The sequence below is a fragment of the Xenorhabdus yunnanensis genome (assembly GCF_028598805.1).
Lineage (GTDB): Bacteria > Pseudomonadota > Gammaproteobacteria > Enterobacterales > Enterobacteriaceae > Xenorhabdus > Xenorhabdus yunnanensis.
Window position 1 is genome coordinate 72,638 of record NZ_JAQRFI010000008.1, and the last position, 12,375, is coordinate 85,012.

Here is a 12,375-nt window from a genome sequence, read left to right on the forward strand (position 1 = left end):
GCAGGAATAGCATTGCAATTTCAAGACTGTTAACAATTTGAAGATTATTCAGTAGAAAACGTTAAAAATTTTAGAATGTGTTAGGAATAGTCAACAAGAGTTGAATCTTGTTAAGGTTTCTCTTTGATTGAAGTGAATGAGATAGAATAGTTTTGCAAAGTAGGCTATTAATTAACCACAAACATTCAAGTATCATTTTCAGGAAGCACGTATGAAGCGATTTTTAACTTTTACCGGCATGTTCTTGATCGGCATGTTATCGTTCAGTGGATTGACTAATATCGCCCATGCTATCGAATATCCATTGCCTCCTGCTAACAGTCGTCTGATTGGCGAAAATTCCACTTATACTGTACCCGATGACGGGCTTTCGTTGGAATCCGTTGCAGCCAAATACCAAATCGGTTTATTGGCGATGTTGGAAGCTAATCCTGGTATTGATCCTTATTTACTTACACTTGGTACTGAGTTAATTATTCCATCACAGATGCTGCTTCCGGATACTCCTCGCCAAGGAATTGTTATTAACCTAGCTGAACTTAGGCTCTATTATTTCCCTAAGGGAGAAAATTATGTCGTTGTATATCCTATTGGAATAGGTCAGCTTGGGCGTGATACACCAACCATGACAACATCAGTTAGTCAGTTACTCAAGAATCCAACATGGACACCAACCGCTAATATTCGCAAGGATTATGCCAGTAGGGGAATTATTTTACCTGCTGTGGTTCCCGCAGGTCCGGATAACCCAATGGGGGATTTTGCCTTACGTTTGTCCGCTGGGCGTGGTGAATATCTGATCCATGGTACCAATGCCAATTTTGGCATTGGTATGCGTGTTAGTTCAGGATGTATTCGTTTGCGACCTGATGATATTGGGGATTTATTTCGAATTGTCCCACGAGGGACGCGAGTGCAGATCATTAATGAACCTGTGAAATATGCAATAGAGCCAGATGGTAAGCGCTATGTGGAAGTTCATCAGCCACTTTCTAATAAAGAGACAGATGATCCACAGATGATGCCGATCCTACGCTCCGAAGGCTTAATGAAATTTATTGATAATCGTGGAACAGATGAAGTTCTTGTCGACCACGCTATTATTCGTCGATCAGGAATGCCGGTGCAGGTGAATACCGGACTGTAAAATACCATCATTACATCAACTAGGACCGATTTATCAACCCGAATTTTAAGAGATTTTGAGATTTATACAGGAAGCGGAAATAAAATGGCGTACGATGGTACGCCATTTTATTCTATTTACCACAAGATTATTTCTTGTATGAACGAACTTGGTTATTAAGACGCTGATTTGCACGAGCGGCTTCATCTTTGGCTGATTGTACGTCAGAACGAACAGAACTGAGGTCACTGCTCAACCGGTCAACTTTAGAACCGAGAGTTTGAACCTGAGAGGCAAGTTGTTCAACTTTAGTCGCGCTAGAACAACCTGCTAACAGAGTAGACGCCAGAATTACTGCACCAAATACAACTTTAGTACGATTCATCACATTACCCTCTAGATTAAGTTAATTTCCAAGTAGCCATCTAAGTATTACACAAACTATTTTAGAAAGAGAATTAATTTTTGTTACGAAAAAAATTTCACCGCCCTTTATCTAAAAATAAGGCAATAAGTTTTGGATATCAACAATAAAATGGTAGTCGAATGGATGATTTAGCCAGAATAGGCCAATTGTTGCTTGATGTGTATTCCATGTTTACTTTTTCATTATAATAAGCAACAGTGCAATTTTTTTGTTTAATTATTTTAATGATAAAAGAATGGCTTAATCAATATTATTGAATTGATGCAGATTATTGTTATATAAAGAATCCCCTGCTATAAATGTAAATGGGCGAAAATAGTAAAGTATTTTTGTACTGAGCTATGCCATCAAGAGCAATAGAATAAACTATTTCCAGTTATTGAGTTGTTATTCTAAAAATTATGACTTATTTCATAGAGGGAAATATGTTGAATGTAACTACACACAATTGTTTTCAAGTTGCAGTATACATACACCCAATGGATTTCAAGATGCGTCGCGGCGGCAAGGGAGCGAGTCCCCGGGAGCATAGATACTATGTGGCCGGGGTGAGTGAGTGCAGCCAACAAAGAGGCAACTTGAAATACGAAGGGTATAGCTAATAAAACAGTAAGTTGCAGGAAAGGGACTAGGTCGCAAAGTTCACCATGACATGATGGTGGCATGTTATAGAATTATAAAAAGCCCACATTTGAATAATACAAATGTGGGCTGCTTTTTATGCTTGCCAATACTTTATGATTGACAATATTGGCAAAATTCTGGCAGCGCTGTCGCTTATGATTTATTTAATCTTACAACACATGGACAGAAGAAGTGTTTGTTGTGCCACTTGATACTAATGCACCGGATACCATAACAACAATATCCCCTTTGTGTGCCATACCACTTGCCAATGCAGCTTCTTTACCAATACGGTAAAAATCATCGGTAGAAGCGATTTTTTTGACAACCTGAGTGGATACACCTTTGACCAACAGCAATTGACGAGCAGTGATTTCATTAGTCGTCAAAGCAAGGATTGAGGCGTTAGGGAAATACTTGCGAATAGATCTTGCAGATTTACCACCATAAGTAGCCACGACAATCAGAGGAGCTTCCAGCTTTTCTGCAATTTCAACAGCACCACGGCAGACTGCTTCAGTAACGCGTAGTTTCTGTGCTTTGGTGTTTTCAATTCGGCTGCTCATGACGCGATCTGTACGTACACAGATTGTTGCCATGATGGAAACGGCTTCGATAGGATATTTCCCTTTAGCACTTTCCCCGGAAAGCATCACTGCATCTGTACCGTCTAAAATGGCGTTGGCAACATCACCAGCTTCGGCGCGGGTAGGGCGTGGGTTTTTGATCATTGAATCCAGCATTTGGGTTGCAGTGATAACAACTTTACGAGCTGCATTACATTTTTCGATCATCATTTTTTGCGCGAAGATAACTTCTTCTACTGGGATTTCAACACCCAGATCACCACGGGCAACCATGATACCGTCAGACGCTTCGAGAATTTCATCGAAGTTATTCAGGCCTTCCTGATTTTCGATTTTGGAAATGATTTGGATATGTTCGCCGCCATGAGCTTTCAGGTGCTCACGGATTTCCAGCACATCGGAGCGTTTACGGATGAAAGAAGCTGCGATGAAATCTACACCTTGCTCACAACCGAAGATCAAATCTTGTTTATCTTTCTCTGCCAGTGCAGGCAAGTTGATGGAAACATTTGGCAGGTTAACGCCTTTATTTTCGCCCAAGTCACCATTGTTCAATACTTCACAGATGACTTCAGTCGCGGTAATTTCTTTAACTGTCATGGCAATCAAACCATCATCAACCAATACAGTGTTTCCTGGCTTCAGATCTTCTGGCAGTCCGGCATAAGTTACAGCGACACGATCTCGATTGCCGATAACGGATTTATCTGTTGTAAAGGTGAAAGTTTGGCCCGCGGTGAGGGAGACATCATTACCATCTTCCAGTTTTATGGTACGGATTTCAGGGCCTTTGGTATCCAGTAAGATTGCTGATTTTTTGCCAGTTTTCGCCCCAATCGCGCGAATGTTTTTAATGCGCTGACCATGCTCTTCATAGTCACCGTGAGAAAAGTTCAGGCGCATCACATTCATGCCCGCATTAAGTAGTTCAGTCAATTTCTCTTCAGATTCTGTTTTTGGCCCGATAGTACAAACAATTTTGGTTTTTTTCATGACAATCTATCTATTGGTTTGAATGGATTAAAAAGTGAATCGCCAACCATTGGTATTTATGCTGGTATCATCTGATGTTATAAGTTGCGCAACATAATGGAAAATGAATAGCAATAGAAAACGGATAGCAGAAAGCGTCAAATGGTTTTTCAGCGTGAAGTCAGGCAAATGTAGATATGTGGATTTAGTTCGACTAATCATCTGTAATTTTTTCTGAATTCGGTAAATCAATTTGCTGAAACCATTCAACTTATGACATAAGCGTATTATAGAGACTAATTTCTGTGAAATGAATCAAAAAATAGCTCTTGAAAAGATTTACATACAGAAAGGAAGAAATAATCTGACGTCATGTTAAAGAAATCAGGGAGTTGTTGCGCAAACAGAATGTAATTGAATTTTTAGTATGCAGAAGGTTGGGCAACAATTAGTTCACAGCGATAGGATTTATCAGAATACGAAACTTGAAAATTTAGGAAAATAATATAAGAGGATTTTAAGGTTATGAATTAGATATGGTGCGTCCGAGTGGACTCGAACCACCGACCCCCACCATGTCAAGGTGGTGCTCTAACCAACTGAGCTACGGACGCACATAAAATTACTTTTTTTGTCAACCGAATATTTGGTGCGTCCGAGTGGACTCGAACCACCGACCCCCACCATGTCAAGGTGGTGCTCTAACCAACTGAGCTACGGACGCAATCTAAATTTCCGCGGCTGACAATGGGGACGAATATTAACGGGCGCAGAGCTTTCTGGCAAGGGGAAAAATGCAAATTCTTATTTAATTGCTCGCAATTACATCTTTTAGTGTGAATTTGCAGCTTTTTCCCCTTGAGTTGATAACTTAACGCACTGAAATATATTGAATTAACGACTCGAACGCTTCAGAACATAATGAGCTGGTTGCTTTTGTGTCCATAGTATGCGGTAGCCCATCATGATTGCCGCCGCAGTTAAACCAATAATGAATCCAATCCAGAAACCCTGTGGCCCCATTGGTTGAGTTACATAATCAGTCAACGCCAGAATATAGCCACTAGGCAGCCCTAAGAGCCAATAAGCAATAAAAGTGATAAAGAAAATAGAACGTGTATCTTTGTATCCACGCAATACCCCCGACCCAATGACCTGAACCGCATCAGAAAGCTGGTAAATAGCGGCAAACAGCATCAAGTGAGAGGCGAGAATAACGACTTCGGCGTTATCGTTATACATGAATGCAATGCGTTCGCGTAACAGTATTGTGAAGGTCGCAGTTATGCAAGCAATAATTAGGCCAACAATAAGGCCCGTATAGGCGGATATTTTGGCACCTTCAGTTGATTTTTGGCCTAAGTTATAACCGACGCGAATGGTTGCAGCGATCCCCAATGACAGCGGGAACATAAACATCATGGAGCTGAAATTGAGTGATATCTGATGCCCTGCAACGGCAACTACACCAAGTGGAGAAACCAATAATGAGACAACAGCAAACAGCGTAACCTCAAAGAACATTGCCAAAGCGATTGGTAAGCCAAGCAGTGCAATACGTTTTTGCGTATGCCATTCAGGGCCTGCAAAATTATTGAATGTTTGGATATCCTTTTGGGAAGGAGAGTGTTTCACATATACAAGTAGCAACAGAAACATAACCCAGTAAACCGCGGCAGTTGCGACACCACAGCCTACACCGCCCAATGCAGGCGCACCAAATTTACCGTAAATGAAAATATAGTTAACGGGGATATTGACCAATAACCCAGCAATGCCGATTATCATTGCTGGTTTAGTTTTCGATAACCCTTCACATTGACCGCGTAAGACCTGATAGAACAAATAACCTGGCGCTCCCCACATGATGGCGTGGATAAAGTTCGTGGCTTTTTGCGCCAATACAGGATCGACATTATGCTGTGCTTCTATAATAAATTGGCTGTTATACAATACAGCGATGACCAATATAGAAAGGAAGGCTGCAAGCCAGAACCCTTGTTGGATTTGACCGGCAACATTTTTTCTCTGACCAGATCCATTCATGTGTGCCACGATGGGTGTCAAAGCGAGTAATAAGCCTTGACCAAACAGAATGGTTGGCAACCAGATTGATGTGCCAACGGCAACAGCTGACATCTCAACAGCACCGGCTTTACCAGCCATGACTGTATCGACGAATCCCATCGCAGTTTGTGAAAACTGTGCAATGATGACGGGGATCCCTAGAGCGAGCAAACTACGCGCTTCATTTAAATATTTCTGCACGTACGACACCTTTTTTGATTGAAAATTAATGAGAAAAACAAGGAATATTTTTTGCGAGCAAACGATGTTATTAGAAAATATATCGCTTATAAACTTCTATATTGTATAGAACTCATTTTATTAATCCAATCATTGCACGATGTTTATACTCAATAATTGAGGCAGGATGATTGAAGCAACACTCAACTGAAACTAAACTTAACCGGAATAGTGTTTTAAACAGAATGATGTTTAGGCAATTTAGTGTTTAGGTGCATGTTTAAACGAGATGGTATTTAAATGTAATGGTGCTTAACCGGAATAGTGTTTAAACGCAGTGAGTGGGTTAAACTACCCTGTTAGATGAAATTATTAAAGAGGTTCCCATGTTTACAGGTATCGTTCAGGGAAAAGCGCCGATAGTTGCCATTGATGAAAAAATGCATTTTCGGACTCATGTTGTTAAATTTCCGGCAGAATTATTGCCCGGAATTGAAACGGGAGCTTCTGTTTCCCACAATGGTTGCTGTCTGACTGTGACCAAGATTAATGGTGATTCCATCAGTTTTGATTTAATGAAAGAAACATTGCGTTTGACCAATCTTGGCGAAATTAGGGTAGGTGATTTAGTCAATCTGGAAAGAGCGGCTAAATTTGGTGATGAAATTGGTGGGCATTTGATGTCCGGTCATGTTATTACAACAGCAGAAATTGCCAAAATATTCACTTCTGAAAATAACCATGAAATATGGTTTCGAATTCACGATAAGGCATTGATGAAATATATCCTGCACAAAGGGTTTATTGGCATTGATGGGATTAGCCTGACAATTGGGGATGTAGTAAATAATCGTTTTTGTGTTCATTTGATCCCAGAAACATTAGAGCGCACAACTCTGGGCAAAAAACGTTTAGGTGAAAAGGTTAATATTGAGATTGACCCACAAACCCAAGCAATCATAGATACCGTTGAACGAGTTATGGCTCAGAAAGAACAGGAAAGATTATTATTACAGACTGAAGGACAATAAAAAGTATTTCCAAGTTGTGCCATTGATTTTGTGGTAGCGTTCTCAAAGCTACAGAAATGATATTTCTGTAGCTTTGAGAACGCTACTTGAGGAGAACTATCTAGGTACTCTCAATCCTTTTTCAATACCCTGTGGACTAAATATTATCTGCCATAACTGAATATCTCTTGATCGGAATGCGCCTGCACAGGCATTCAGGTAATAGCTGAACATCCGTTTGAAGCGTGGGCTGTAATTATGTTCTATTTCGTGCCAACTGGTCGTAAATCGTTCATACCATGCCATGAGTGTCCGGTCATAATCTGCTCCAAAGTTGTGCCAATCTTCCATGACAAACTTTCCATTAGTTGCTTTGGCAATTTTAGAGATTGATGGTAAGCAGCCATTGGGGAAAATATATTTGCTGATCCAGGCATCAGCTCCTGATTTATCAACATTGGAACCGATGGTATGGAGAAGGAACAGACCATCAGGAGTCAGGTTCTTTTTCACCATATTGAAATAATTGTCATAATTTTTAGGGCCAACGTGCTCAAACATACCAACAGACACAACGCGATCAAACTGAAGGTTAAGGTTTCGGTAATCTTCAAGGATTATTTTTACATTTAGATCCTTGCAACGTTCCTGCGCATATTTTTGTTGTTCAGCTGAAATCGTTACCCCTGTGACAGATACTCCGTAGTTTTTTGCTGCATAAGCTGCCAAGCCTCCCCATCCACAGCCGATATCTAATAAAGTCATGTCAGGGGATAATTGTAGTTTTTCACAAATCAGGCGGAGCTTATGGGATTGTGCTTCTTCCAGTGTATTGGTATCTTTCCAATACCCGCAAGAATATTGCATATGAGGATCAAGCATCCGAGTAAAAAGGTCATTGCCTAAATTATAATGTTCTTTACCTACAATCCAAGCTCGTTTGGGAGATTGTAAATTGAATAAACGAGATATAATTATCTTGAAAATATCTTTAGCATTTTTAGGAATATGGTGTTCCAGACCTGCCCGTAATATTTTATAAAAGAAAATATCAAGGCGATCACATTCCCACCAGCCATCCATATAACTCTCACCCAGACCCAAAGAACCTTCTTTCAATACGCGCTTATAGAAGTCAGGATTTTTAATGCGAATATCGAAAGGACGCTTGCCATTGATCTCAATATCCGTTTCCTGAAGCAATTCATGGGCGATCCTATACCAAGAATCAGTTATTGTTTTTTTACCTTCAACGAAAGATGAACTCATATACTCTCCAACATTTGTGTGATGGAATTTTGAGGCGTCACTTTGTAGCTGATTTTTATTATGTTAAAACCTCGAAGATTTATTAGGAAATAATATGGAAATTACATTGAGAGCACATATTGCCTATTCATCCTGAAATTAAATAGAGCTTCAGTGCTCTGAAAGACCTCAAATTCCGAGTTTTTAGAATAATGAATCTGTATGAGTATATGAGTGAAATGGTATTTAAACAATCATCTAAAAGTCACATAATGATGTAACCTTTAGATGATAATGTTCTTAATTATTATTTTATTTAGTAACTTTTTTTTGCAACCAATAACCGACAGCCATTGGAACAGAAGTCAATGCCATTATTGTTGCAGTCGATACAAGAGGAGATTCCATAAATATAGAAACTATCATGCTTGCGACAAAACAAAGGCCCAATTGCAGGGTATTTTGTAATGCAGCAGCCTTGCCACTATTCTTGGGGTAAACAGATAGGGCATTTGCCACGGCAATTGGATAGGATGCACCATTCACAGCAGCCATCACACAAAAAGGAATAAGAATGGTCATGAATGAAGGTTCACCTAATATGGAAATCAGGTAAATAATAGTCATGCTCACAGCGTAACCCACCAATAAAAATGGGAATACTGTTTCGCTTTTTACTTTTTCCAATAAGATACGGCAACCATATCCACCGATCATAAATGCCAGAGTTTGGGGAATATAGCTTAGGCCAATGTCGGTAGAGTCATAACCCATATTTTTCAAAATTGTTGGTGAACCAGTTAACCAAGCAAAAAAACCTGCACTGCAAGATGCATAAATCAATACATTTCCGCTAAAAACTGGGTGAGCTAGTAGTGTAAAGAAAGAAACTGCTTTCGTATCGGAGCTGGTTTCGATATTAATATGGTTATTTTTCAGAAAAAATGTAGGTATTAGCAGTAATAGCGTTACGATCATTAAAACAAGGAAAATGATTCTCCAGCCACTATGTGTCAATAACCATGCGCCCAACAAAGGGGCAAGAGCGGGGGACAGGGCGACCAGAGGCATAATCATGGCGAAAACACGTTTAGTACGCTCTGCATCATACCTATCGACAACCAAAGCCTGCCAAGTAACTGCGGCAGAACAAACCCCAACTGCCTGCATAAATCTCAATATAAGCAACTGGATAGGATCAGTTATCCAGAGCATACCTAAACAGCTAATGGAAAACAGGGATAGTCCGATAATAAGAACAGGTTTTCTACCTAAACGGTCAGACAATTGCCCCCATAAAAGTTGGGCAAAAGCAAACCCGGCAAGAAAAATACTGAGGCTCGCACTAATGGCACTTGTTGATGTATCTAATTCTTTTTTCATTATGTCAAAAGCAGGTAGATACATATCAATGGCCAAAAAGCCGAGCATACTCAAGCCTGCGAGATAAAACATGAATGGAATGGAGTTTTTATTTGTTGTCATTGTGTGAATAACTTGATGTGGTAGTTGATAAATAAATATTCGGCTTATTTTATATGGCATGATTTTTACTTGTGAAGCGGTAATATTTGCACAGTGCCATGAAAAAAATTGAAAGGAAGATATATGTGGTCTGAATACTCTCTGGAAGTCGTTGATGCTATTGCCAGAACAGGAAGTTTCAGTGCGGCTGCATCAGAGCTTCACCGTGTGCCTTCTGCTATCAGTTATACGGTCAAACAGCTTGAAGAATGGTTGGCAGTGCCTTTGTTTGAACGTCGTCACCGTGATGTTGATTTAACTGAAGCGGGGGCTATTTTTGTCAAAGAAGCTCGTTCTGTTATCAAAAAAATGAATCACACCCGGCACCAGTGTCAACAAGTTGCTAATGGTTGGCGGGGACAATTTAGTATTGCAGTTGATCAGGTAGTAAAACCAGAGCGAACTCTTCGGCTAATTTTGGATTTTTATCGCCATTTTCCAGATATTGAATTATTTATCTATCCCGAAGTTTTCAATGGCGTATGGGATGCCTTGGTAGACGAACGAGTGGATGTTGCTATCGGGGCAACACGTGCTTCCCCTGTTGGGGAGCAATATAGCTTCAGGGATATGGGGTTCATGCCATGGCTATGTGTCGCCAGCCCTGGACATGAACTGGCAGCGATATCAGGAAAATTGGATGATGACAAAATGCGGCCTTACCCCAGTTTATGTCTCGAGGATACTTCACGCAGCCTGCCTAAACGTGATACTTGGGCTTTGGATAACCAACGGAGATTGATTGTTCCTGATTGGGATTCTGGATTAAGTTGCGTGATGGATGGATTGTGTGTAGGAATGGTTCCCAAGCACCGTGCACTACCGCTGATCCGTAAAGACAAGCTGACTACACTCGAACTTGAACAACCATTGCCTGATAGCCCATGCTGCTTGACATGGTCGCAAAAAAGCCATTCACCGGCATTAAGTTGGTTACTTGATTATCTAGGGGATAGCGAAACGCTTAATGCTGAATGGCTGCAAGAAAATTAACCGTCAGCGACGATAATCAATAAAAGGTCCATCCGTAACAGAGCGCCGTTCAACAAGGCGTGGGTGGACTTCAATAGTTTGTACATCCTCACGTTTATTGACGATTCTGTCCAGTAACATCGAAAAAGCCATTTGCCCTAAACGTTCTTTGGGTTGGTGGATGGTTGTCAAAGCTGGCGTGAAATAGCGGGCATTGCGAATATTGTCATAACCGATAATTGAGATATCTTGGGGAACACGTAATCCCAACTCATCGGCTGCACAAATCGCTCCCATTGCCATGACATCACCACCGCAAAAAACAGCCGTTGGGCGATGTTTCTGATTAAGGATCTTGCACATGGCTTGATAACCGGACTCAGGTTCAAAATCACCCTGAACAATCCACTCATCCCGAATAGTGATATTAGCTTCCTTCAGTGCCTTGAGAAAACCTTGATGGCGCCCTCCGCCAGTGTTTCTTGCTAATGGCCCAGGGATGGATGCAATATCACGATGACCGCGCTCAATGAGATAACGTCCAGCTAAATAACCTCCATGAAAAGCATTATCAATAATTGCATCGGTAAAATCCCCTCTGGATTCTCCCCAATCCATCACTACCATAGGAATATTACGATAGCCTTCCAGCATACCTAAAAGCTGTTCAGGGTACTCTGAACACATGACCAGCAAACCATCTACGCGTTTTTGCGCCAGCATCGCGAGATAAGCTTTTTGTTTATCAAGGTTGTTATGAGAATTACATAAAATCAATGTATAACCTTTGCTATAGCAGCTATTTTCAACAGATTCTATGATCTCAGCAAAATAAGGTGCTTCACTTGACGTTGCCAATAATCCAATGGATTTGGTATGGTTAACTTTCAAACTACGGGCAACGGCACTGGGAGAATAGTTCAATTCCTTAATAGCAGCCCAAACTGCAGCTTTTGTATCTTCGGCGACGAAACGGGTTTTATTGATAACATGGGATACCGTTGTGGTCGAAACACCAGCGCATTTAGCCACATCTTTGATCGTTGCCATGATAAAAAGGACTCCTGACCTTATGGTCTAACTTTATATACCCTTTATCTTTCAAATTCGTTTGGTTGACCGCACTTACTTGCATTCCACCGAGGTCTGAAATCTATCGGGTATAGATATTTGTTAATCGTTTGCCAACATATTTATATAGAGAGTGGTGGTTGGCAATAATTTAGCGATAAACCTTGAATTTTGTCTGATCTAGCTCAAAAGTGAAAGTAATAATCAATGCTATAAAGAGTATGGATTAAATATTGCAGTATGTTTTTTAAATAATACGGCAAATGACCACTTAAAAATTATGGTATTAAAACTTATGTTATTAAAACTTATAGTATTGGGGTGTCTTAATTTTCACATTGAGGAAGTTCTATGGATACAGATCTGAAGTTGGGATTATTGGCTGCTGGTAGTACATTAATCATGATTGTTTTTCTGGGAAGCCTCTGTCTGATCTGATCAAGATCTAAAAGAAGAATTTGTAACACCATTTGCTTTGAAGGTGTCGCTTTAAGGGCGGGTTCTCCAGCATTAGGAATTCAGATAATGAAAGAAAACCTGCCCTAGTTATTTCAAACTGACATGAGA

General features: G+C 40.3%; 9 protein-coding genes and 2 tRNA genes. 3 read left to right on the forward strand and 8 right to left on the reverse strand.

Features of this window, described 5'->3' with window-relative positions:
• Nucleotides 1–211: 211 nt before the first annotated feature.
• A complete protein-coding gene (locus PSI23_RS05230; RefSeq protein ID WP_373567283.1) occupies nt 212–1,147 on the forward strand; it encodes a L,D-transpeptidase family protein in 936 nt (311 codons plus the stop codon).
• A 127-nt stretch (nt 1,148–1,274) separates the two neighbouring features.
• On the opposite strand, the gene PSI23_RS05235 is transcribed toward PSI23_RS05230, so the two are convergent.
• The 5 genes from PSI23_RS05235 to PSI23_RS05255 all read right to left on the reverse strand — a co-directional run bounded on the left by PSI23_RS05235 (nt 1,275) and on the right by PSI23_RS05255 (nt 6,004).
• On the reverse strand, nt 1,275–1,511 hold the full coding sequence (locus PSI23_RS05235) for a major outer membrane lipoprotein (RefSeq protein WP_273554089.1): 237 nt from the start codon (nt 1,509–1,511) through the stop codon (nt 1,275–1,277).
• Nucleotides 1,512–2,347: 836 nt separating this feature from the next.
• Complete coding sequence (pykF, locus tag PSI23_RS05240; RefSeq protein WP_273554090.1) at nt 2,348–3,757, reverse strand: pyruvate kinase PykF; 1,410 nt, start codon at nt 3,755–3,757, stop codon at nt 2,348–2,350.
• 516 nt (nt 3,758–4,273) lie between these two features.
• Nucleotides 4,274–4,350: transfer RNA gene (locus PSI23_RS05245), tRNA-Val, on the reverse strand.
• A gap of 33 nt (nt 4,351–4,383) precedes the next feature.
• Nucleotides 4,384–4,460, reverse strand: a tRNA-Val gene (locus PSI23_RS05250).
• 170 nt (nt 4,461–4,630) lie between these two features.
• Nucleotides 4,631–6,004, reverse strand: coding sequence for an MATE family efflux transporter (locus PSI23_RS05255; protein WP_273554091.1), 1,374 nt, complete (start codon nt 6,002–6,004; stop codon nt 4,631–4,633).
• Nucleotides 6,005–6,369: 365 nt separating this feature from the next.
• Here PSI23_RS05255 and PSI23_RS05260 point away from each other — a divergent pair, with 365 nt between their 5' ends.
• The gene (locus tag PSI23_RS05260; RefSeq protein ID WP_273554092.1) at nt 6,370–7,014 is read left to right on the forward strand and encodes a riboflavin synthase subunit alpha; all 645 of its coding nucleotides are present in this window, start codon (nt 6,370–6,372) and stop codon (nt 7,012–7,014) included.
• 96 nt (nt 7,015–7,110) lie between these two features.
• On the opposite strand, the gene cfa is transcribed toward PSI23_RS05260, so the two are convergent.
• Nucleotides 7,111–8,262, reverse strand: coding sequence for a cyclopropane fatty acyl phospholipid synthase (gene cfa / locus PSI23_RS05265; protein ID WP_273554093.1), 1,152 nt, complete (start codon nt 8,260–8,262; stop codon nt 7,111–7,113).
• A gap of 291 nt (nt 8,263–8,553) precedes the next feature.
• Nucleotides 8,554–9,726 carry a purine nucleoside transporter PunC gene (gene punC / locus PSI23_RS05270; protein ID WP_273554094.1) on the reverse strand — a complete coding sequence of 391 codons (1,173 nt, stop codon included), beginning with the start codon at nt 9,724–9,726 and terminating at the stop codon, nt 8,554–8,556.
• A 123-nt stretch (nt 9,727–9,849) separates the two neighbouring features.
• Here punC and punR point away from each other — a divergent pair, with 123 nt between their 5' ends.
• A complete protein-coding gene (gene punR / locus PSI23_RS05275; RefSeq protein ID WP_273554095.1) occupies nt 9,850–10,758 on the forward strand; it encodes a DNA-binding transcriptional activator PunR in 909 nt (302 codons plus the stop codon).
• Nucleotides 10,759–10,761: 3 nt separating this feature from the next.
• On the opposite strand, the gene purR is transcribed toward punR, so the two are convergent.
• The gene (gene purR, locus PSI23_RS05280; RefSeq protein WP_273554096.1) at nt 10,762–11,787 is read right to left on the reverse strand and encodes an HTH-type transcriptional repressor PurR; all 1,026 of its coding nucleotides are present in this window, start codon (nt 11,785–11,787) and stop codon (nt 10,762–10,764) included.
• Nucleotides 11,788–12,375: the final 588 nt, after the last annotated feature.